The organism is Streptomyces sp. NPDC056224 (assembly GCF_042267665.1).
GTDB lineage: Bacteria > Actinomycetota > Actinomycetes > Streptomycetales > Streptomycetaceae > Streptomyces.
This window is the reverse complement of record NZ_JBHJTK010000041.1, coordinates 42136-63630: the sequence shown is the minus strand read 5'-3', so window position 1 is coordinate 63630 and position 21495 is coordinate 42136. Positions and strand designations below refer to the sequence as shown.

Sequence of the window (21495 nt, the reverse complement as noted above, 5' to 3'; positions counted from 1 at the left end):
ACGCCCGGTTACATTCCGAACCCGGAAGCTAAGCCTTTCAGCGCCGATGGTACTGCAGGGGGGACCCTGTGGGAGAGTAGGACGCCGCCGAACAACCCGCCCTTTTAGCTCAGTCGGTAGAGCGTCTCCATGGTAAGGAGAAGGTCAACGGTTCGATTCCGTTAAAGGGCTCCAACAAAAAAGGCCCCCGCCACCAGGCGGGGGCCTTTTTGCGTTCACGGGCTTCTTTCACCGCAACTGGTCGGCCGCCGCGTCGACGAACGCGCGCACAGCCTGCTCGAACCCTGACTCGATCGCGACGACCGTTTGGCGGTCCTCCGCACGGGTGATCTCACCGAGCCTGTCGGAGACGGCCTCCATCAGCCGACGTAGCTGCGGATCGTCCACCACGAGCTGGAGGCGGAACGCGGCCGTTTCGGCCGCGGCTCCCAGGCGGTCGCTTTCCAGGCGAGCCGTCATCAACGACTCTTCGTCGCGCGGGGAGCGGCGCTGCCGGAACCACAGGGTGATCTTCGCGCGTTTGAGATCCGTGACCGCCGCCGCGTAGCCGCTGTACGCGGAGAGACGCTCCTGGCGCAGTCGTTCCCGGCGGGCCACGGCCTCCGCGCGGTCGGCCGTGCGGCGCTGGAACAGGTAGGTGCTCAAGGAGCCGATCAAGGTGCCGGCAACGGCCACCACGCTGGTCAAGACTGTTTCCACGATGGTGAGTTGAGCACGCCGGGCCCACCGGAGGCCAGAGGCGGGGGCCAGTTGTATCGACCCGCAGCGTTGCGGACACGGCGGATGGGCGGGTGTCCGCTCGTGGCTTGAGGTGTAGGGCCGCAAGTATGCCGATTCGTCGAGCAGGGGTAGATGAAGCGTTCGACCTCGCCGTTTGTCTGGGCCGGTCGATGCCGCGGGGATGCCCTGGTTGCGGAGGAACGCGGCCTCGCAGGCCAGGAAGCCCGCGCAGGTCGCAGACGCGGGCTTCCGGTGCCGGCGGGGTGCGGTGTCGCCCTACGTAGCCTGGGCGGCCGGCCACTTGGTGAGGTCGCCCGTGATCTGGTTGATGCCGGTCTCGATGGTGACGTGGCACTCGTGCCGGCTGGTGTCACGCCGGATGGTCTCGTGCCGCCCTCGTCCAGCACTGCGACGGAGGCGAACCATGGATCGCCGCGATTCGGACGGCCGCCTCGAACCGAGATCCCGCCTCTGCGCAGGTCGCTCATTCCGGCGATGCCGAGCCGGCGGTAGCGGGTGGGGCAGCGTTCCGCGGCTCGTCACAGAGGCCGGCCGTCGTCCACGACACAGCGGGCAACGCGCAGGCGGCCGGTCCCGGTCAGCGGGATTCTGCACCGGGTGCGGACCGGCGTGCAGTGGCGTGACCCGCCCGAACGGTTCGGGCCGCGGAAGACGGACAAACGCGCCCGGGCCGCGACTATCTGTGGCGTCGGGGCATCCGGCACACGATCCCGGAGAAGACGTCCAGCCGGGCTGCCCGACTGCGCAATGGCTCATGCGGCGGACGTCCAGCGGGTTTCGACGAAGAGCGGTACAAGAAGCGCAACACCGTCGAGCGGGCCATCAACCGGCTGAAGCAGCACCGGGCGGTGGCCACCCTTACGGCAGGCGCCGTTATGTCTACCTCGGCACTGCGACGGCGGCAGCTCTCACCATCTGGCTCCGAAGCTGAGCCGGCGGACGATCACAGGGCGATCGGGCGGTGAGCCAGGGCCTGGTCGACCACCTCCGTCGCCGAAAGCTCCCTCTCATCAGGCCAGAAGATCAGACCACTGACGTGCCCAGTCGGACACTTGAGGGCTCTGTCGAGCACGCCCAACCAGCCATCGGCTTCGCCTGCATCGGCGTAGTCCGCGTTCATGATCCGCTGCACCAGGGTCACAGCTTCCCCGCGGCTCATCTCCACCACGCCCACCTCGACCCACCCCTCCAGAAGGGGGACTCAGCCCAACGAGCCGCGTGACCGACCGGACAAGTCCTAGTCGCCTTCGCGCTGGTGCGGGACGCGGAAGGCGAGGATCGCCATGTCGTCCGAGGCCGGTTCCGCTGCGAAGCGCTCCACCGCGCGCAGGACGCGGGAGGCGACCGCGCCCGCGGTGAGGCCGGTGCACGTGGTGAGGACCTCCGCGAGGCCGTCGTCGCCGAGCATGCGGGTGCCCTCGCGGCGCTCGGTCACGCCGTCCGTGACGCAGAGCAGCACGTCGCCCGGGTCCAGGGTGAGCGTCTCCTCGTAGAGGTCCAGGTCGTCGATCACGCCCAGCAGGGGCTGCGGCTCCGCGGCCGGGCTGACGTCGCCGTTGGGGCGCAGGCGCAGCGGGAGCGGGTGGCCGGCGCAGACGACCTTCATCAGGGCGCCGCCGTCGGGCTGGGGGTGGAGTTCTCCGTAGAGGAGGGTCAGGAAGCGGCTGCGGGCGCCCTCGTCCAGGATGGCCGCGTTCAGCCGTTCCAGGACCGCCGGGCCGCCGAGGCCCTCGCGGGCCAGGAGGCGCAGGGCGTGGCGGGCCAGACCGGTGACGGCGGCAGCCTCGGGGCCCGTGCCGCAGACGTCGCCGATGGCGAAGCCGTACGCGCCGTCGCGGATCGGGAAGACGTCGTAGAAGTCGCCGCCCACCTCGTTGCCCTCGCCGGCCGCCCGGTAGATCACCTCGACCTCCATGCCGGGGATCGCGGGGGAACCGGGCGGGAGGAGGCTGCGCTGGAGGGAGCGGCTGATGGCCGTGCGCTCGGAGTAGAGGCGGGCGTTGTCCAGTGCCAGGGCGGCCCGGCGGGAAAGGTCCTCGGCGAGTTCGAGGATCTCCTGGCGGAAGTGTTCCTCACTGGGCTTGCCGAGGGTGAGCATGCCGATCACGCGGTTGCGGGCGAGGAGGGGGAGGACCACCGTCTCACCGCCGACCGCCAGGGTTGCTTCCGGCCATGGGCGGGCGCCGGCCTCGCGGACCGGCTCGGGCGGGCTGACCCGGGAGAGCAGGTCCTTGAGGCCGTCGATGCGCTCCTCGTCCTCGTGGAGGACGTAGGAGAGGTACGGGTCCGAGGACTGGTCGGCGATGGTGTAGACGGCGCACCAGGTGGCGAGGGTGGGGACGGTCATCTGGGCCATGAGGGCCAGGGTCTGGTCCCGGTCCAGGGTGCCCGCCAGCAGGTCGGAGGCCTCGACGAGGAAGGAGAGCGAGCCGCGGCGCAGGCGCTCCAGCTCGCCGAGGCGGGCGGACTCGACGGCGAGGGCGATGCGGTCGGCGGCGAACTGGAGGCGCAGGGCCTGCTCGTTGGAGTACCGGCCGGGTACTTCGGCGGCGACGCCGAGGGAGCCGGTGAGCCGGCCTTCGACCTTGAGGGGCACGGTCACCACGGAGCGCATGCCGGTGGACTCCAGGAGCGGGACGGCTCCGGGGACGGCGGTGAGGTCGTCGTGGACGGCGGGCATGCGGGCCGAGCCGTACCGGCTGGTGCCGGCTTCGACGGGGACCCGGGCGAAGCGCTGGCGGGTGGAGGGCAGGCCGGTGGTCGCGCGGACCTCGAGTTCGGTCTCGTCGTCGGTGGCGAGCAGCAGGAAGGCGGCGTCGGCGTCGAGGAGGTCGCGGGCCCGTTCGACGGTGCGCTGGAGGAGGCCGTCGAGGTCGTCGGGGGCGGGGGAGCCGATGAAGACCTCGAAGGGGTCGGTGGGGCGGGGCTCGGTGAGCTGGCCGCCGTCGCCCGGTACCCGCACCGGGGTCTGGAGCAGGGCGCGCTCGTCGTCGTGGACGAGCAGGCAGACGATGGAGGGCTCGCCGTGGGCATCGCGTACCCGCAGGTGCGAGGCGTAAACGGGGATCACCCGGCCGTCGGCGCCGCGGATCCCGTAGCTGCCCTCCCAGCGGGACAGGCGCAGGGCCTCGGCGATGCCGGTGCCCGTGCCGGGAGTCTGGGGCCAGGCGGCGAGCTCGGCGAGCGGGCGGCCGACGGCCTTCTCGGCGGGGTAGCCGAAGATGTGCTCGGCGTCCTCGTTCCAGGCGGAGACGGCGTCGGCGGAGTCGATCTGGAGGACCGCGACGCGGACCCGGTTGTCGGCGAGGGGGAGCAGCTGGTCGGGGACGACGGGCCCGGCGGACCGGGTACCGACCGGCCGGTCTGGGAGGTCCAGGCGGAACCACACGTGCTTGTGGGTGCCGGTGTACTCGACGCCCCAGCGGGTGGCGAGGGCGGCGCAGAGCATCAGGCCGCGGCCGCTCTCGCGGTCGGGGTCGGCGTACGGGCGCTCGCCGGGGTGCTGGAGGGGCAGCTCGCGCTCCGGGTACCGGTCGGCGACCTCGACCCGTACGCCGTCCTCGGTGCGCAGGCACAGGACCTCTGCCCGGGTGCCGGCGTGGACCACGGCGTTGGTGACGAGCTCGCTGGTGAGCACCACCGCGTCGTCGACGATGTCCGCGAAGCCCCAGCCCTGCAGGGTGTCGCGGACGAACGCGCGGGCAGCGGCGACCGAGCGCCCGAGGGGGTCGAAGCTGGCAGCCGCCCGTGCCGTGATCACGATTCTCCTTCGACGCGGTTGGACATCGGGTGCCAGGTTACTTACCTTCGCCGTCGGCATGGTGCCGTCGTCGGGGAATCCACCCGCAGGGTACGGCCGGTGTGCGATGGTGCCGAAGTGTTATGGCCGGGTTCGGCCGGGGTGAAACACTGGGCAGGCTTGAAGAGCCGGGCAGGGACATTCGACGCCCGGTGGAACAGCGGTCGACCCTTTCGGGAGGGACACGGTGGAGTCTGGCGCGGTGGTGCGGCGTACGGGAACGCGGCCGAAGGGCGGGCGGTCCCGGCGAGGCGGCACGACGGAGGTCGATACCGCCGCTCTGAACCGGCTGCTCACGGCCCTGGTGTCGATGCGGGACGGAAACTTCCGCAAGCGGCTGACGGTGTCCGGCGAGGGCGTGATGGCGGAGATCGCCGCCGTCTACAACGAGGTCGCCGACCGCAATCTCCACCTGACCGGGGAGCTGTCCCGGGTACGGCGGATGGTGGGCCGTGAGGGCAAGCTGAGCGAACGGCTGGAAACAGGCGCCTGTGAGGGCTCCTGGGCGGCCGCGATCGACGCCTCGAACCGGTTGGTGGACGACCTTGCCCGGCCGGTGTCCGAGGTGGGCCGGGTGCTGTCGGCGGTGGCCGAAGGCGATCTCGACCAGCGGATGGACCTGCGGACGCAGACCCCGGAGGGGGTCGGGCATCCGCTGCGCGGGGAGTTCCTGAAGGTCGGGCGTACGGTCAACAACCTGGTCGACCAGCTGTCCGCGTTCACCGACGAGGTGACGCGCGTGGCGCTGGAGGTGGGGACCGAGGGGAAGCTCGGCGGCCAGGCCCAGGTGCGCGGAATGTCCGGTTCCTGGAAGGATCTGACCGACTCCGTCAACACGATGGCGTACCGGCTCACCGCTCAGGTGCGTGATATCGCTCTCGTCACGACGGCGGTGGCGAAGGGCGATCTGTCGCGCAAGGTCACGGTGCACGTGGCCGGCGAGATGCTCCAGCTGAAGAACACCGTGAACACCATGGTGGACCAGCTGTCCTCCTTCTCCTCCGAGGTGACCCGGGTCGCCCGCGAGGTGGGTACCGAGGGTGAGCTGGGCGGCCAGGCGAAGGTGCCCGGGGTCGCGGGTGTGTGGAAGGACCTGACCGACTCCGTCAACACCATGGCCGGCAACCTGACGGCCCAGGTGCGCGGGATCGCGCAGGTGACGACGGCGGTCGCGAACGGCGACCTGTCGCAGAAGGTCCGGGTGAGCGCGCGCGGCGAGGTCGCACAGCTGGCCGAAACGATCAATCAGATGACCGAGACGCTGCGGACCTTCGCGGACGAGGTCACGCGTGTGGCCAGCGAGGTCGGGGCGAAGGGCCTGCTCGGCGGTCAGGCGCAGGTGCCGGGCGCCGCGGGGACGTGGAAGGACCTCACCGATTCGGTGAACACGGTCTTCCGCAACCTCACCACGCAGGTGCGGGACATCGCGCAGGTGACGACGGCGGTGGCCAACGGCGACCTGTCGCAGAAGGTCACCGTCGACGTGGCCGGCGAGATGCTGGAGCTGAAGAACACCGTCAACACGATGGTGGACCAGCTCCAGTCCTTCGGTGCGGAAGTGACGCGTGTGGCCCGTGAGGTCGGCGTCGAGGGTGAACTGGGCGGTCAGGCGCAGGTGCCGGGCGCCGCGGGGACGTGGAAGGACCTCACCGATTCGGTGAACACCGCCTTCCGCAACCTCACCGGCCAGGTCCGCAACATCGCGCAGGTGACGACGGCGGTGGCCAACGGCGACCTGTCGCAGAAGGTCACCGTGGACGTCTCGGGCGAGATGCTCCAGCTGAAGAACACCGTGAACACGATGGTGGACCAGCTGTCGTCCTTCGCCGACCAGGTCACGCGGATGGCCCGGGACGTGGGTACGGAGGGCCGGCTCGGCGGCCAGGCCCGGGTGGAGGGGGTGTCCGGCACCTGGAAGGAACTCACCGACTCCGTCAACTTCATGGCCGGGAACCTGACCTCCCAGGTGCGCCAGATCGCCCAGGTGACCACGGCGGTGGCGCGCGGTGACCTGTCGCAGAAGATCGACGTGGACGCCCGGGGCGAGATCCTGGAGCTGAAGAACACCATCAACACGATGGTCGACCAGCTCTCGGCCTTCGCGGAGCAGGTGACGCGGGTCGCCCGGGACGTGGGTACGGAGGGTCGGCTCGGCGGCCAGGCGCAGGTGCCCGGCGTGGCGGGCGTGTGGCGGGATCTGACGGATTCCGTGAACGGAATGGCCGGGAACCTGACCTCGCAGGTGCGCAACATCGCGCAGGTCGCCACGGCGGTGGCGCGCGGTGACCTGTCGCAGAAGATCGACGTGGACGCGCGCGGCGAGATCCTGGAGCTGAAGAACACCCTCAACACGATGGTCGACCAGCTCTCGAACTTCGCGGAGCAGGTGACGAGGGTCGCCCGCGAGGTGGGTACCGAGGGCATCCTGGGCGGCCAGGCGGAGGTGAAGGGTGTCTCCGGCACCTGGAAGGACCTCACCCAGTCCGTCAACTTCATGGCGAACAACCTGACGTCGCAGGTGCGCAACATCGCCGAGGTGACCACCGCGGTCGCGATGGGCGACCTCTCCAAGAAGATCACCGTCGACGCGAAGGGCGAGATCCTCGAACTCGTCACGACCGTGAACACGATGGTGGACCAGCTGTCGTCCTTCGCGGAGCAGGTGACGCGGGTGGCCCGCGAGGTGGGCTCCGAGGGAATCCTGGGCGGTCAGGCCCGGGTGCGCGGGGTGACGGGCATCTGGAAGGACCTGACGGACAACGTCAACCTGATGGCGAACAACCTGACCTCCCAGGTGCGCAACATCTCCCAGGTCTCGGCGGCGGTGGCCAACGGCGACCTGACGAAGAAGGTCACCGTCGAGGCGCGCGGCGAGGTCGCGCAGCTCGCCGACACCGTCAACACGATGGTGAAGACCCTGTCGTCGTTCGCGGACGAGGTCACGCGGGTGGCCCGCGAGGTGGGTACGGAGGGCCGGCTCGGCGGCCAGGCGCACGTGCCGGGTGTCTCGGGGACGTGGAAGGACCTCACCGACTCGGTGAACTTCATGGCCTCGAACCTCACCGGCCAGGTGCGGCAGATCGCCATGGTCACGACCGCCATCGCCAAGGGCGACATGACCAAGAAGATCGACATCGATGCCCGGGGCGAGATCCTGGAGCTCAAGACCACCATCAACACGATGGTCGACCAGCTGTCGTCCTTCGCCGACCAGGTGACGCGGGTGGCCCGCGAGGTGGGTACGGAGGGCATCCTGGGCGGCCAGGCCCGTGTGCGGGACGTCGACGGCACGTGGCGGGACCTGACGGAGTCCGTGAACGAGATGGCCGGGAACCTCACCCGGCAGGTGCGCGCGATCGCGGCCGTGGCCACCGCGGTGACCCGCGGCGACCTGAGCCTCAAGGTCGACGTGGACGCGGCGGGCGAGATCCAGGTCCTCCAGGACAACATCAACACGATGATCGTCAACCTGCGCGACACCACCTTGGCCAACAAGGAGCAGGACTGGCTCAAGGGCAACCTGGCCCGGATCTCGGCGCTGATGCAGGGCCGCCGGGAGCTCGACGACGTGGCCTCGCTGATCATGAGCGAGCTCACGCCGGTGGTCTCGGCGCAGCACGGCGCGTTCTTCCTGGCGCTGCCGGCGGGCGGTACCAACGAGATCGGGACGGAGGGCGGCGCGGACGGCTCGTACGAGCTGCGGATGCGCGGGAGTTACGCGTACGCGGGAGGCCAGGTGCCCACCTCCTTCCGGCCCGGGGAGGGGCTGATCGGGACCGTCGCCGCGGAGAAGCGGACGATCCTCGTCGAGAACACCCCGCCCGGCTACCTGAAGATCTCCTCGGGGCTCGGCGAGGCGCCGCCGGCGCACGTGATCGTGCTGCCGGTGCTCTTCGAGGGGAAGGTGCTCGGCGTCATCGAGCTGGCGTCCTTCACGCCCTTCACGCAGATCCAGAAGGACTTCCTCAGCCAGATCGCCGAGATGATCGGCACCAGCGTCAACACCATCAGCGTCAACTCCAAGACGGAGATGCTGCTGAAGCAGTCGCAGGAGATGACCGAGCAGCTGCGCGAGCGCTCCGACGAGTTGGAGAACCGGCAGAAGGCGCTGCAGGCCGCCAACGCGGAGTTGGAGGAGAAGGCCGAGCTGCTGGCGCAGCAGAACCGGGACATCGAGGTGAAGAACACCGAGATCGAGGAGGCCCGGCAGGTCCTGGAGGAGCGTGCCGAGCAGCTCGCGGTCTCGATGCGCTACAAGTCCGAGTTCCTGGCGAACATGTCGCACGAGCTGCGGACCCCGCTCAACTCGCTGTTGATCCTGGCCAAGCTGCTCGCCGACAACGCGGACGAGAACCTCTCGCCGAAGCAGGTGGAGTTCGCGGAGACCATTCACGGCGCGGGCTCGGACCTGCTCCAGCTGATCAACGACATCCTGGACCTGTCGAAGGTCGAGGCCGGGAAGATGGACGTCTCGCCGACCCGGATCGCGCTGGTGCAGCTCGTGGACTACGTGGAGGCGACCTTCCGGCCGCTGACCGCGGAGAAGGGGCTGGACTTCTCGGTACGGGTCTCCCCGGAGCTGCCGGCCACCTTGCACACGGACGAGCAGCGCCTCCTGCAGGTGCTGCGCAACCTGCTGTCGAACGCGGTGAAGTTCACCGACAGCGGTGCGGTGGAGCTGGTGATCCGGCCGGCCGGGGCCGATGTGCCGGCGGCGATCCGCGAGCAGTTGCTGGAGGCCGGTTCGCTGCGGGAGGCGGACGCGGACCTGATCGCCTTCTCGGTGACCGACACCGGGATCGGGATCGCGGCGAGCAAGATGCTGGTGATCTTCGAGGCGTTCAAGCAGGCCGACGGGACGACCAGCCGCAAGTACGGCGGCACGGGCCTGGGCCTGTCCATCAGCAGGGAGATCGCCCGGCTGCTGGGCGGGGAGATCCACGCGGCCAGCGAGCCCGGCCGTGGGTCCACCTTCACGCTGTACCTGCCGCTGCACCCGAGCGAGCTGCCCCCGCAGGGGTACGCGCCGCCCACGCCCGGCGGCGGCCGGGGCGAGCTGTACCGCAGGCCGGCCGACGAGGCGCGGCCCGCGCTGCCTCCGGCGCCGGTGGCGCCCGTACCGGCTGCTCCGGCGCAGGCTCAGCCCCCGCGGGCGGCCCTGCCGGGCTCCGAGCGGGCGGGGCAGGGCCAGGGCGGCGCCGCGCTGTTCCGGCGGCGGCGCAAGTCGCTGAGCGACCTCGAGCCCCGTACGGCGGTTCCGGGGCAGCCGGGTGCGGTGGGGGCCGAGGACGCCTGGGGCAACGCGGAGGCGGAGCCTGCGTCGCCGCCCCGGACGTACGACTTCCACGGCGAGAAGGTGCTCATCGTGGACGACGACGTACGCAACGTCTTCGCGCTGACCAGTGTGCTGGAGCAGCACGGGCTGGCCGTGCTGTACGCGGAGAACGGGCGGGAGGGCATCGAGGTGCTGGAGCAGCACGACGACGTGACGGTCGTGCTGATGGACATCATGATGCCGGAGATGGACGGCTACGCGACGACCTCGGCGATCCGGCGGATGCCGCAGTTCGCCGGGCTGCCGATCATCGCGCTGACGGCGAAGGCGATGAAGGGGGACCGGGAGAAGGCGATCGACTCCGGTGCTTCGGACTACGTCACCAAGCCGGTCGATCCCGACTACCTGCTGTCGGTGATGGAACAGTGGATGCGCGGGAAGTGATCACCGGGTGAGCGGTCCGGCGCCGATCGCCGACCGACCGTGGCGGAGGCGGGTGTGGGAGGGTGGCAGGCGGGGAACCTTCGGCTCTCCCACCGCGTTTCTGCTTCGTGCACAGTGACATCCTGGTGACAGGGTGTGGCGATCTCGGGACTGGGGCTACGATGACCGGCACAAGGACGGACGGCGCAAGGATGCCGTCCTCTGGGGCGGGGCCCGGCGCACAGGCCGGAGCCAGGAGCCGGGGAGGCCCCGTGCCGGGGCGAGGAGGACAGGGCATGGTGCAGAAGGCCAAGATCCTCCTGGTCGATGACCGGCCGGAGAATCTGCTGGCGCTGGAGGCCATCCTCTCCGCGCTCGATCAGACACTGGTCAGGGCGTCGTCAGGGGAGGAAGCGCTCAAGGCGCTGCTGACGGACGATTTCGCGGTCATCCTGCTGGATGTGCAGATGCCGGGAATGGACGGATTCGAGACCGCCGCGCACATCAAGCGTCGGGAGCGGACCCGGGACATCCCGATCATCTTCCTGACCGCGATCAACCACGGTCCGCACCACACCTTCCGCGGCTATGCGGCGGGCGCGGTGGACTACATCTCCAAGCCCTTCGACCCGTGGGTGCTGCGGGCCAAGGTCTCGGTCTTCGTGGAGCTGTACACGAAGAACTGCCAGCTGCGGGAGCAGGCGGCCCTGCTGCGGCTCCAACTGGAGGGCGGCGGTTCGAGCGGCGTGGACGGCAGCAAGGAGACGGCCGGCCTGCTGGCCGAGCTCTCCGCGCGGCTCGCGGCGGTCGAGGAGCAGGCCGAGGCCCTGACCAAGCAGCTCGGCGAGGACTCGGCCGAGGCGGCGGTGGTGGCGACCGCGGCCCATCTGGAGCGCAAGCTGACCGGACTGCGGCGGGCGCTCGACGCGCTGGAGCCCGGGACCGGCGGGGGAGCGCCCGTACTGCCGCTGCAGGGCTGAGCCGCAAGCGGTCTGGCGGGGCGTCAGGTCTGGTGGTGCGTCAAAGCGGCTACGGGACGGGCGACACGAACGGGTGAAGGGGTGGGCACGCGTGTCCACCGGCATGGACACCGGTAATCTCGGCCCCATGGCCTCACGTACGTCCGGCAAGGGTTCCCAGAGCACCGCGGGCACCGCGAAGGGCCGCACCGGCCGTACGTCGGCGCCGGCGAAGAAGGCGGCTCCCGTGCGCAAGCCCCCCGCGAAGAAGACCGCCGCCGCCCGACGCGCCCCCGCCAAGAAGGCCGCGCCCAAGCCCGCGCCGTCCCCGACCGGGGGCGTGGTGCGGCTGGTGCGCGCCCTCTGGCTGGGCTGCGCGCACGCGGTCGGCGCGATCTTCAGGGGGATCGGCCAGGGTGCCAGGAACCTCGACCCCGCCCACCGCAAGGACGGCGTCGCGCTGCTGCTGCTCGCCCTCGCGCTGATCGTCGCCGCCGGGACCTGGTCGAATCTGAGCGGTCCCGTCGGTGATCTGGTCACCATGCTGGTCACCGGTGCGTTCGGGCGACTGGATCTGCTCGTGCCGATCCTGCTCGGCGTCATGGCGGTGCGCTTCATCCGCCATCCCGAACAGACCGACGCCAACGGCCGGATCGGGATCGGGCTCTCCGCCCTCGTCATCGGGGTCCTGGGTCTGGTCCACATCGCCTGCGGTGCGCCCGGCCGGGACGAGGGCACCACCGCCATGCAGAACGCCGGCGGGCTGATCGGCTGGGGCGCCTCCAAGCCGCTGATCTTCACCATGGGCGCGCCACTGGCCGTACCGATGCTGGTGCTGCTGACGGTCTTCGGGCTGCTCGTGGTCACCGCGACCCCGGTCAACGCGATCCCGCAGCGGCTGCGGCGGCTCGGCATCAGGCTCGGGATCATCGCCCCGAACGAGTACGACGAGGGTTTCGGGGAGGCCGAGGCGGGCGCCGACCGGCACGACCCGGAGCAGTGGCGGGCCCGCGCCGGCGCCGGTGCCGGTCCCGCCGACCCGGTGGACTCCGCCGAGGAGGAGGCCCTCGCCCGGCGGCGCCGGCCGAAGCGGGTCCCGTCCCGGCCGGCCATGGAGCGGGAGATGGACGCCGTCGACGTGGCCGCGGCCGCCGCCGCCGCGCTGGACGGCGTGGTCTACGGCGGGATGCCGCCCTCGCCGCTCGTCGCCGACCTCACCCATGGGATCTCCGCCCCGCCGGAGGCCGACGAGCACACCGCTCCCGTGCCGCCCGCCCGCGAGGAGCGCCCCGTGCCGTCTGCCGCGCCCGCCGCCGCCGGCCGGCCGCACGCCACGACCGCCGCGGCTTCCGGGACGCTGTCGGTGCCCGACCTGACCAAGGCCCCGCCGGAGAACCAGCCCCTGCCGCCGCGCGCCGAACAGCTCCAGCTGCGCGGGGACATCACGTACGCGCTGCCGTCGCTGGACCTGCTGGAGCGGGGCGGTCCGGGCAAGACCCGCAGCGCCGCCAACGACGCCGTGGTCGCCTCGCTGACGAACGTCTTCATGGAGTTCAAGGTCGACGCGAAGGTCACCGGCTTCACCCGGGGTCCGACGGTCACCCGGTACGAGGTGGAGCTGGGCCCGGCGGTGAAGGTCGAGCGGATCACGGCGCTGGCGAAGAACATCGCCTACGCCGTGGCCTCGCCGGACGTGCGGATCATCAGCCCGATCCCGGGCAAGTCGGCGGTCGGCATCGAGATCCCGAACACCGACCGCGAGATGGTCAACCTGGGCGACGTCCTGCGGCTCGCGGACGCGGCCGAGGACGACCACCCGATGCTGGTCGCGCTCGGCAAGGACGTCGAGGGCGGCTACGTCATGGCCAACCTGGCCAAGATGCCGCACGTGCTGGTGGCCGGCGCCACCGGCTCCGGAAAGTCCTCCTGCATCAACTGCCTGATCACTTCCGTCATGGTCCGTGCGACCCCGGAGGACGTCCGGATGGTGCTGGTGGACCCCAAGCGCGTCGAGCTGACCGCGTACGAGGGCATCCCGCACCTGATCACGCCGATCATCACCAACCCCAAGCGGGCCGCCGAGGCGCTCCAGTGGGTCGTGCGCGAGATGGACCTGCGCTACGACGACCTGGCCGCCTTCGGCTACCGGCACATCGACGACTTCAACCAGGCCATCCGGGACGGCAAGATCAAGCTGCCCCCGGGCAGCGAGCGGGAGCTCAGCCCGTACCCGTACCTGCTGGTGATCGTCGACGAGCTCGCGGACCTGATGATGGTGGCCCCGCGCGACGTGGAGGACTCCATCGTCCGCATCACGCAGCTGGCCCGCGCGGCCGGCATCCACCTGGTGCTGGCGACCCAGCGGCCCTCGGTGGACGTGGTCACCGGTCTGATCAAGGCGAACGTGCCGTCGCGCCTGGCCTTCGCCACCTCCTCGCTCGCCGACAGCCGGGTCATCCTCGACCAGCCGGGCGCCGAGAAGCTGATCGGCAAGGGCGACGGACTGTTCCTGCCGATGGGTGCGAACAAGCCGGTCCGCCTGCAGGGCGCCTTCGTCACCGAGGACGAGATCGCCGGGATCGTCCAGCACTGCAAGGACCAGATGGCGCCCGTCTTCCGGGACGACGTCACGGTCGGGCAGAAGCAGAAGAAGGAGATCGACGAGGACATCGGCGACGACCTGGACCTGCTGTGCCAGGCGGCCGAGCTGGTGGTCTCCACCCAGTTCGGCTCCACCTCGATGCTCCAGCGCAAGCTGCGGGTGGGCTTCGCCAAGGCCGGCCGGCTCATGGACCTCATGGAATCGCGCGGAATCGTCGGCCCGAGCGAGGGTTCGAAGGCGCGCGACGTCCTGCTCAAGGCCGACGAGCTGGACGGAGTGCTCGCCGTCATCCGCGGAGAGACACAACCGTGAGGCAATTTTGAGGAAATGGCGGGCAACCGTTTCCCCTGGACCCGCGTCCAGTTGAAGGAAGGTGGCGGCACCGCGTACGGCATCACGTACGGCGCGGGGGCCGCCGCACCGGAGGGGATGCTTCCGCGCCATTCGGATGGCGTAGGAAGTGCACCCTCCGGTTGCTCCACCCTTTCGTCACCCCCCTAGACTGGACATCCAGCAGGTGGCTACACGCTCGAAAGGCGCACTCGTGTCCATCGGCAACTCCAACTCCCCCGAAGAAGAGCGGCCTTCGACCGACGACGGGTCCGACGACCGGTCCGAGGACCGCATCGTCGAACGCTCCGTCGAAGGACCGTCCATCGGGACGGCCCTCAAGAAGGCCCGGATCGCCGCCGGGCTCACCGTCGAAGAGGTCAGTTCCACCACCCGCGTGCGCATCCCGATCGTGCACGCGATCGAAGAGGACGACTTCACGCGCTGCGGCGGCGACGTATACGCCCGCGGTCACATCCGTACGCTCGCCCGCGCCGTACACCTCGATCCGGCACCCCTGGTCGAGGCCTACGACGCGGCCCACGGCGGCCGGCCGGCACCCACCCCCGCCGCGCCGATGTTCGACGCCGAGCGGATCCGCCCCGAGAGGCAGCGGCCCAACTGGACCGCCGCCATGGTCGCCGCCATCGTCGCCGTGATCGGCTTCGTGGGCTTCACCGCCTTCGGCGGCGGCGAGGAGAAGACCAAGCGGCCGGTGGCGGAAGGTTCCGCCTCCCCGAAACCCGCGCCCAAGCAGTCCGGCGGCAAGCCGGCCGCCCAGCCCCCGCAGACCCCTCAGGCGCCCAAGCCGGAGCCTTCCGACAGCGCCATCGCCGCCGCGCCCAAGGACCTGGTCACGGTCGTCCTGACGGCCGACACCGGTGAGAGCTGGATCTCCGCGAAGGACCACAGCGGTCGCCTGCTCTTCGACGGCACCCTCGCCCGGGGTGAGTCCAAGACCTTCACGGACAAGGAGTCCGTCGACCTCGTGCTCGGCGACGCCGGGGTCGTGAAGCTGTTCGTGAACGGCAAGGAGATCAAGGACGACTTCCAGCCGGGCCAGGTGGAACGCCTCACATACACGAAGGAAGACCCCCTCCAGGGACAGCCCCAGGCGGGCTGACCCGAGGCCGCCCTAGGGCGGAACGCTTTGATCCGGATCCCCGGGGTGCCGCAGCGCACCCCGGGGATCTTGCGGTAGGGGGACTTGGGGCGGGGGCCGCCGTCGGGACGAAGTAGTCTTGAGTCCATGCCCGAACGCCGTACCGTCGCCCTTGTCACTCTTGGCTGCGCCCGTAACGAGGTGGACTCGGAGGAGCTCGCAGGCCGCTTGGCGGCGGATGGCTGGGAGCTCGTCGAGGACGCCGCCGATGCGGACGTAGCCGTCGTCAACACCTGCGGCTTCGTCGAAGCCGCCAAGAAGGACTCCGTAGACGCCCTGCTGGAAGCCAACGATCTCAAGGATCACGGCAAGACCCAGGCCGTCGTCGCCGTCGGCTGCATGGCCGAGCGCTACGGCAAGGAACTCGCCGAAGCGCTGCCCGAGGCCGACGGAGTCCTCGGTTTCGACGACTACGCGGACATCTCCGACCGCCTCCAGACCATCCTGAACGGCGGCATCCACGCCTCCCACACCCCGCGCGACCGGCGCAAGCTGCTGCCGATCAGCCCGGCGGCGCGCCAGGGCGCCGAGGTGGCTCTTCCCGGCCACGCGCAGGAGACGGCCGAGGAGCCGGCCGCGGCCCCCGCCGACCTGCCGGACGGGCTCGCGCCCGCCTCCGGGCCGCGCGCGCCGCTGCGCCGCCGCCTCGACAAGAGCCCGGTGGCCTCGGTCAAGCTGGCCTCCGGCTGCGACCGGCGCTGCTCCTTCTGCGCCATCCCCTCCTTCCGCGGTTCCTTCATCTCCCGCCGTCCCAGCGACGTGCTGGGCGAGACCCGCTGGCTCGCCGAGCAGGGCGTCAAGGAGATCATGCTGGTCTCCGAGAACAACACCTCGTACGGCAAGGACCTCGGCGACATCCGGCTGCTGGAGACCCTGCTGCCGGAACTGGCCGAGGTGGACGGCATCGAGCGCGTCCGCGTCAGCTACCTCCAGCCCGCCGAGATGCGGCCCGGCCTGATCGACGTGCTGACCTCGACCCCGAAGGTCGTCCCGTACTTCGACCTCTCCTTCCAGCACTCGGCCCCCGACGTGCTGCGCGCCATGCGCCGCTTCGGTGACACCGACCGGTTCCTGGAGCTGCTGGACACCATCCGCTCCAAGGCCCCGCAGGCCGGCGTCCGGTCCAACTTCATCGTCGGTTTCCCCGGTGAGAAGGAGTCGGACTTCGCCGAGCTGGAGCGTTTCCTCACCCACGCCCGCCTCGACGCCATCGGCGTCTTCGGCTACTCCGACGAGGACGGCACCGAAGCCGTCACCTACGACCACAAGCTGGACGAGGACACCATCGCCGAGCGGCTCGCGCACATGCAGCGGCTCGCCGAGGAGCTCACCTCGCAGCGCGCGGAGGAGCGGATCGGGGAGACCCTGGAGGTACTCGTCGAGACCGTCGTCCCGCTGGACGAGGCGGAGGACGGCGAGGGGGCCTACGGGCGCGCCGCCCACCAGGCTCCCGAGACCGACGGGCAGGTCGTGTTCACGGACGGCACGGGACTGGTGCCCGGGCGTATCGTCACGGCGAAGGTGGTCGGCACCCTGGGTGTGGATCTGGTGGCCGAGCCCCTGGGCGCGGAATTTGAGGAGGCGGCCGGATGACCGGAGTCCCGGCATCTGCGGCGGGCGGGACCGGCCGCCGGCCCGCGCCCGGCGCGAAGCTGGGAGCCGCGGCGGTCAATCAGGCCAGCCTGTGGAACATCGCCAACATCCTGACGATGATCCGGCTCGTGCTGGTGCCGGGCTTCGTCTTCCTGCTGCTGGCCGAGGGGGGCTACGACCCGGCCTGGCGGGCCTGGGCCTGGGCGGCGTTCGCCGTCGCCATGATCACGGACATCTTCGACGGGCACCTGGCCCGGACGTACAACCTGGTCACGGACTTCGGCAAGATCGCCGACCCCATCGCCGACAAGGCGATCATGGGGTCGGCGCTGATCTGCCTGTCCTGGCTGGGTGACCTGCCCTGGTGGGTGACCGGGCTGATCCTCGGGCGGGAGCTCGGGATCACGCTCATGCGCTTCTGGGTGATCCGCTACGGAGTGATTCCGGCCAGCCGGGGCGGCAAGCTCAAGACCCTGGCGCAGGGCACGGCCGTGGGCATGTACGTGCTCGCGCTGACCGGCGCGCTGGCGACCATGCGCTTCTGGGTGATGGCGCTCGCCGTCGTGCTGACCGTCGTCACCGGTTTGGACTACATCCGGCAGGCGGTCGTGCTGCGCCGCAAGGGCCTCGCCGCGGAGCGGGCCGCGACGTGACGGATGCGGCGGGGGAATCTTCCGGTGGCTGAGGGTGGAGCCGGGACGGCCGCGGTGGCGGGCGTGGCCACGGACGTGCTGCGGCTGCTCACGGAGAGTGGCCAGACCCTCGCCGTCGCCGAATCGCTGACGGGCGGCATGGTGGCCGCGGAGCTCACCGCCGTCCCCGGAGCCTCGCGCTCCTTCCGCGGCTCGGTCACGGCGTACGCCACGGAGCTCAAGCACCGGGTCCTGGGTGTGGACGCCGGGCTGCTGGCCGCCGAAGGCGCGGTGAACGCGCAGGTCGCTGCGGAGATGGCGGCCGGGGTGCGGCGCGTGATGGGCGCTACGTGGGGAATTGCGACGACCGGAGTGGCCGGGCCGGACCCCCAGGACGGGCAGCCGGTGGGCACGGTCTTCGTCGCCGTGGACGGCCCGGGGGGCAGGAAAACGGCCCGGCTGAGGTTGAACGGCTCCCGTGCGGAAATCCGTAGGGAGAGTGCACGGACAGTACTCGAACTGCTCTCAAGCCAACTTCGTGAGAATGCGCGGGGGCAGGATACGGAACAGAACGGGGGGATTTGATGTTTGCAGCCCTGAGTGAACACGACATCGCTCCCCGCACGGCCGCGGCGCGAGGCGGTACGGTGGGGCGTGAAGGATGCGGCTACACGGTCAGAGGAGGGAGCCACCGATGATTCTGCTCCGTCGCCTGCTGGGTGACGTGCTGCGTCGGCAGCGCCAGCGCCAGGGCCGTACTCTGCGCGAAGTCTCCTCGTCGGCCCGAGTTTCGCTCGGCTATCTCTCCGAGGTGGAGCGGGGGCAGAAGGAGGCATCCTCCGAGCTGCTCTCCGCGATCTGCGACGCGTTGGACGTACGGATGTCCGAGCTGATGCGCGAAGTCAGCGATGAACTGTCGCTGGCCGAGCTGGCACAGTCGGCCGCGGCAAGCGAACCGGTGAGTGTGCCGGTCCGCCCGATGCTCAATTCGGTGGCCATGGCTTCGGTCGCGGGACCGGAGCGGGTGACCATCAAGGCGCCTGCGGAAGCGGTGAATGTCGTAGCCGCGTGAGCGAGTACGTGAGCGTGTGAGTGTGGCCGGAGCCCCGGCCGGTGCGTGAGGCACCGGCCGGGGCTCCCGGCCGTTCTGGGTGCGGCGGCGGGAGGGGTGCGGGAGGATGGGGCCGTCCGGGTCCCGGCCCTCCCCCAGACTCCGTCTGGGGGTACCCCCAGGGAGGTAGCCGTGCGGCGGTTACTGCGCACGCCTGTGGCTTCGACCCTGGCGCTGGCGGTGGGGGTGCTGTGGTGGTGGGCCGTGCTGCGGCTGGTCCTGGCGCCCGATGAGTCCGGGCCCGTGGAGGGCGCGGTGGCCGTGGGCGGGTGGGGCCTGGGGCTGCTGCCGGTGCACTGTGTCCCCGGCCCGGTGCGCAAGGCCACCAGGGCCGCCGGGGACATCGGGGCTGCCAGGGCTACCACGGCATCGACACTCCGCCGTTCGGGCGAAGGATCTGGCCCGTCATGAAGGACGAGGCGTCCGAGGCCAGGTAGAGCACGGCCTGCGCGATGTCCTCGGGCTCGCCGACCCGGCCCAGCGGGGACATGCGGACCATCGTCGCCTCGGTCCGCTGCTGGGCCTCGGGGCTGTGGCGGCCGGTCATCGGGGTACGGATCCACCCGGGGGCGACGGCGTTGACGCGGATGCCGTGCGGGCCGGCCTCGGTGGCGAGCGTCTTGGTCAGCTGGACGACGGCGGCCTTCGCGGCGCTGTAGCAGAGCAGCCCCGGCTGGGCGGCGTCCACCGCTCCGGAGGCCATCGTGACGATCGAGCCGGGGCGCCCCGAAGCGATCATGGACCGTGCGGCTTCCTGGCAGGTGCGCAGGACTCCCTTGAAATTGACGTCCAGGACCCGGTCGAGGTCCTCGTCGGAGGTCTCCAGGACGCTGCTGGTGTGCATGACCCCGGCGATGGCGGCGGCGATGTCGAGCGGGCCGGCGGCGGTGACGGCGGCCCGCAGCGCCGTCCGGTCGGTGACGTCGAGGGGATGGACCGTGGCCGCGCCGCGGCCGGCCCCGGCCACGAGGGCGGCGGTTTCGGCGAGGCCCTGTTCGTCGCGGTCCGCGCAGTGCACGTGTGCGCCCGCCCCGGCGAGGAGGACGGCGGTGGCGCGGCCGATGCCGCTGGCGGCGCCGGTTATCAGGGCGGTGCGGCCGGTGAGGTCGTACGGGGCTGTGGGCATGCCGGGACCGTACGAGTGGAGCTGACGGCCCGTCAACTAGCCTGTCGGGCCTGATTGGCAGCGGGGACACCAGTACGTGGGGCGGCCGTCCTGGGGGGCCTCGCGGATCGGGGTGCCGCACCGCAGGCAGGGGCGGTGGGTGCGACCGTAGACGAAGAGGTCCTGGCCGGGGCGGCGGCTGCCGGTGGTGTTGCGGGGGCCCGGCCGCTCGCCGGTGTTCGCGGACAGCAGGCGGTGGGCCGCGGCGGCGAGGCGGGGGAGGGTGGCCTCGGGGAGGGTGCCGACCGGGGTCCAGGGGGTGACCTGGGCCAGGAAGCAGAGCTCGGCCTTGTAGATGTTGCCGATCCCGGCGAGGTTGCGCTGGTCGAGCAGGGCTTCGCCGAGGGGGCGCCCGGGGGCGGCGAGAAGGTTGGCGGCGGCCCTGTCGGGGTCCCAGTCGGGGCCGAGGAGGTCGGGCCCGAGGTGGCCCACGGCCCGGTCCTCGTCGGCGGTGCGGATCAGCTCCAGGACGGGGAGGCGGTAGCCGACCGCGGTGTGCTCGGAGGTCCCGAGGACGGCCCGGATCTCGTGGGCGGGGCCGCCGTGCCACTTCGCGCCCGCGGGAAAGACGTGCCAGGCGCCGTCCATGCGCAGGTGGCTGTGCAGGGTGAGCCCGCCTTCGAAGCGGGCGAGGAGGTGTTTGCCGCGGGGGGTGACGTCGAGGGTGGTGCGGCCGGTGAGGTCGGCGGTGGCGAAGCGGGGGACGCGGAGATCGCAGCGCGTGAGCTCCCGGCCGGCCAGGGCGGTGTGGAGGCGGGTGGCCGCGCGCCGGATGCTGTCACCTTCGGGCATGGCCCCATTGTCGCCCCGTGGGGCTGTGGGGCTGTGGGGCTGTGGGGCCGTACGGGGCCGTACGGGGCGAGCCCCCGCGGCGGGGTACCGTCGCGGGGGCTCGCCCGGGTATGGCTTCGGGTCTGCCGTCAGACGGAGCGCAGGGCGGGGTGGCCGCTGCTACTTCCAGACGAGGCCCTTGTTGTTGCTCAGCGAGTTGTACGGCTCGCCCCAGTACTCGGCCGCGGAGACCTTCGTCTGGGCGGAGGGGGCCAGGGCCACCGCGCAGCTGGTCTGCGTCTGGCCGTTGGTGAAGCCCTTCGGCAGCGACTCGTTCGGGCACTTCTCGAACTTGCCGATGACCGACAGGCCCTGGGCCTCGCTGCCGTCGCCGAGCAGGCCCTTGATGTGGCCGACCGAGGAGAACGACAGGTCCGTCGTACCGGTGTTCTTGACCGTGTAGCGGATGTAGTACGGGACCTTCCCGCTGACCTTGTCGCCGAGCTTCAGCGCGTCCAGGTCCGAGGGGCTGCCCTGCTCGATCGCGGTGACGGTGAGGGCGATCTGGCCGCCCTTGTTGCTCCCGTAGCTGAACGGGACCGTTGCGGCCTCGCCGAGCTTGAACGTCTGGCCGGACTTGGCCGTGCCCGCCGCCCCGGCGGGGGCGTCACCGTAGCCGCCGGCCGACGGGCTGCCCGAGGTGCTCGGCTGGGCCGGCTGCGAGGGCTGTTCGGACGGGGCGGCCGAAGAGGTCGGAGCGGACGGCTGCGCCGGGAGCTCCTCGTTGCCGTTCTTGCAGCCGGTGAGGGCCAGGGTTCCGGCGACCGCCAGGCCGACCGCGCCCAGGGTGGTTCTGCGCATGCTGATGGTGCTCACTCTTCTTCTCCCCCATGACTGCGCATCGCCCGACGCGATGCCTGTGATCATCTTGA

General features: G+C 70.9%; 16 protein-coding genes, 1 tRNA gene and 1 rRNA gene. 11 read left to right on the top strand and 7 right to left on the bottom strand.

The features are described 5' to 3' along the window. A 5S ribosomal RNA gene (rrf, locus tag ACFCZ1_RS31540) occupies window positions 1–93 on the top strand; the annotation flags it as partial. 5 nt (window positions 94–98) lie between these two features. Beyond that, a tRNA-Thr gene (locus ACFCZ1_RS31535) sits at window positions 99–174 on the top strand. 54 nt (window positions 175–228) lie between these two features. Here ACFCZ1_RS31535 and ACFCZ1_RS31530 read toward each other — a convergent pair. The 4 genes from ACFCZ1_RS31530 to ACFCZ1_RS31515 form a co-directional block, all read right to left on the bottom strand. Further along, window positions 229–687, bottom strand: a complete 459-nt coding sequence (locus tag ACFCZ1_RS31530; protein WP_376681687.1) for a hypothetical protein — start codon at window positions 685–687, stop codon at window positions 229–231. A 309-nt stretch (window positions 688–996) separates the two neighbouring features. Next, window positions 997–1146: a hypothetical protein gene (locus ACFCZ1_RS31525; RefSeq protein WP_376681686.1), complete on the bottom strand. Its 150-nt coding sequence runs from the start codon at window positions 1144–1146 to the stop codon at window positions 997–999. 538 nt (window positions 1147–1684) lie between these two features. Continuing rightward, a complete protein-coding gene (locus tag ACFCZ1_RS31520; RefSeq protein WP_376681692.1) occupies window positions 1685–1900 on the bottom strand; it encodes an e9imm peptide in 216 nt (71 codons plus the stop codon). Between the two features lie 78 nt (window positions 1901–1978). After that, window positions 1979–4561, bottom strand: a complete 2583-nt coding sequence (locus tag ACFCZ1_RS31515; RefSeq protein WP_376681685.1) for a SpoIIE family protein phosphatase — start codon at window positions 4559–4561, stop codon at window positions 1979–1981. Between the two features lie 166 nt (window positions 4562–4727). On the opposite strand from ACFCZ1_RS31515, the gene ACFCZ1_RS31510 reads away from it, so the two are divergent. From ACFCZ1_RS31510 to ACFCZ1_RS31470, 9 genes are all read left to right on the top strand, one after another. Next, on the top strand, window positions 4728–10259 hold the full coding sequence (locus tag ACFCZ1_RS31510; RefSeq protein WP_376681684.1) for a HAMP domain-containing protein: 5532 nt from the start codon (window positions 4728–4730) through the stop codon (window positions 10257–10259). Window positions 10260–10534: 275 nt separating this feature from the next. Beyond that, window positions 10535–11218, top strand: coding sequence for a two-component system response regulator (locus ACFCZ1_RS31505; protein WP_376681683.1), 684 nt, complete (start codon window positions 10535–10537; stop codon window positions 11216–11218). Window positions 11219–11345: 127 nt separating this feature from the next. Next, the gene (locus ACFCZ1_RS31500; protein WP_376681682.1) at window positions 11346–14111 is read left to right on the top strand and encodes a DNA translocase FtsK; all 2766 of its coding nucleotides are present in this window, start codon (window positions 11346–11348) and stop codon (window positions 14109–14111) included. 232 nt (window positions 14112–14343) lie between these two features. After that, a complete protein-coding gene (locus ACFCZ1_RS31495) occupies window positions 14344–15252 on the top strand; it encodes a helix-turn-helix domain-containing protein (protein WP_376681681.1) in 909 nt (302 codons plus the stop codon). Window positions 15253–15378: 126 nt separating this feature from the next. Further along, entirely contained in the window at window positions 15379–16884 is a 1506-nt protein-coding gene (gene rimO, locus ACFCZ1_RS31490) for a 30S ribosomal protein S12 methylthiotransferase RimO (RefSeq protein ID WP_376681680.1), read from the top strand. Further along, the gene (pgsA, locus tag ACFCZ1_RS31485; protein WP_376681679.1) at window positions 16881–17537 is read left to right on the top strand and encodes a CDP-diacylglycerol--glycerol-3-phosphate 3-phosphatidyltransferase; all 657 of its coding nucleotides are present in this window, start codon (window positions 16881–16883) and stop codon (window positions 17535–17537) included. The genes rimO and pgsA overlap by 4 nt, the downstream gene beginning before the upstream one ends. 3 nt (window positions 17538–17540) lie before the next feature. Continuing rightward, complete coding sequence (locus ACFCZ1_RS31480; RefSeq protein ID WP_376681678.1) at window positions 17541–18101, top strand: CinA family protein; 561 nt, start codon at window positions 17541–17543, stop codon at window positions 18099–18101. 109 nt (window positions 18102–18210) lie between these two features. Continuing rightward, entirely contained in the window at window positions 18211–18588 is a 378-nt protein-coding gene (locus ACFCZ1_RS31475; protein ID WP_376681677.1) for a helix-turn-helix domain-containing protein, read from the top strand. A gap of 171 nt (window positions 18589–18759) precedes the next feature. After that, window positions 18760–19038: a hypothetical protein gene (locus tag ACFCZ1_RS31470; RefSeq protein ID WP_376681676.1), complete on the top strand. Its 279-nt coding sequence runs from the start codon at window positions 18760–18762 to the stop codon at window positions 19036–19038. Here ACFCZ1_RS31470 and ACFCZ1_RS31465 read toward each other — a convergent pair. From ACFCZ1_RS31465 to ACFCZ1_RS31455, 3 genes are all read right to left on the bottom strand, one after another. Beyond that, window positions 18986–19753, bottom strand: coding sequence for an SDR family NAD(P)-dependent oxidoreductase (locus tag ACFCZ1_RS31465; RefSeq protein WP_376681675.1), 768 nt, complete (start codon window positions 19751–19753; stop codon window positions 18986–18988). The genes ACFCZ1_RS31470 and ACFCZ1_RS31465 overlap by 53 nt on opposite strands. Before the next feature lie 36 nt (window positions 19754–19789). Beyond that, window positions 19790–20584: an Fpg/Nei family DNA glycosylase gene (locus ACFCZ1_RS31460; RefSeq protein ID WP_376681674.1), complete on the bottom strand. Its 795-nt coding sequence runs from the start codon at window positions 20582–20584 to the stop codon at window positions 19790–19792. 159 nt (window positions 20585–20743) lie between these two features. Next, window positions 20744–21439, bottom strand: a complete 696-nt coding sequence (locus tag ACFCZ1_RS31455) for a hypothetical protein (protein ID WP_376681673.1) — start codon at window positions 21437–21439, stop codon at window positions 20744–20746. Between the last annotated feature and the right edge of the window lie 56 nt (window positions 21440–21495).

What these genes read in the sequence shown, in the direction of transcription:
- rimO (WP_376681680.1), top strand. Translation starts at nt 15,379, where the DNA reads ATGCCCGAACGCCGTACCGTCGCCCTTGTCACTCTTGGCTGCGCCCGT.
- ACFCZ1_RS31500 (WP_376681682.1), top strand. Translation starts at nt 11,346, where the DNA reads ATGGCCTCACGTACGTCCGGCAAGGGTTCCCAGAGCACCGCGGGCACC.
- ACFCZ1_RS31515 (WP_376681685.1), bottom strand. Translation starts at nt 4,561, where the DNA reads ATGCCGACGGCGAAGGTAAGTAACCTGGCACCCGATGTCCAACCGCGT.
- ACFCZ1_RS31505 (WP_376681683.1), top strand. Translation starts at nt 10,535, where the DNA reads ATGGTGCAGAAGGCCAAGATCCTCCTGGTCGATGACCGGCCGGAGAAT.
- ACFCZ1_RS31465 (WP_376681675.1), bottom strand. Translation starts at nt 19,753, where the DNA reads ATGCCCACAGCCCCGTACGACCTCACCGGCCGCACCGCCCTGATAACC.
- ACFCZ1_RS31525 (WP_376681686.1), bottom strand. Translation starts at nt 1,146, where the DNA reads ATGGTTCGCCTCCGTCGCAGTGCTGGACGAGGGCGGCACGAGACCATC.
- ACFCZ1_RS31520 (WP_376681692.1), bottom strand. Translation starts at nt 1,900, where the DNA reads ATGAGCCGCGGGGAAGCTGTGACCCTGGTGCAGCGGATCATGAACGCG.
- ACFCZ1_RS31475 (WP_376681677.1), top strand. Translation starts at nt 18,211, where the DNA reads ATGATTCTGCTCCGTCGCCTGCTGGGTGACGTGCTGCGTCGGCAGCGC.
- ACFCZ1_RS31480 (WP_376681678.1), top strand. Translation starts at nt 17,541, where the DNA reads ATGCGGCGGGGGAATCTTCCGGTGGCTGAGGGTGGAGCCGGGACGGCC.
- ACFCZ1_RS31460 (WP_376681674.1), bottom strand. Translation starts at nt 20,584, where the DNA reads ATGCCCGAAGGTGACAGCATCCGGCGCGCGGCCACCCGCCTCCACACC.
- pgsA (WP_376681679.1), top strand. Translation starts at nt 16,881, where the DNA reads ATGACCGGAGTCCCGGCATCTGCGGCGGGCGGGACCGGCCGCCGGCCC.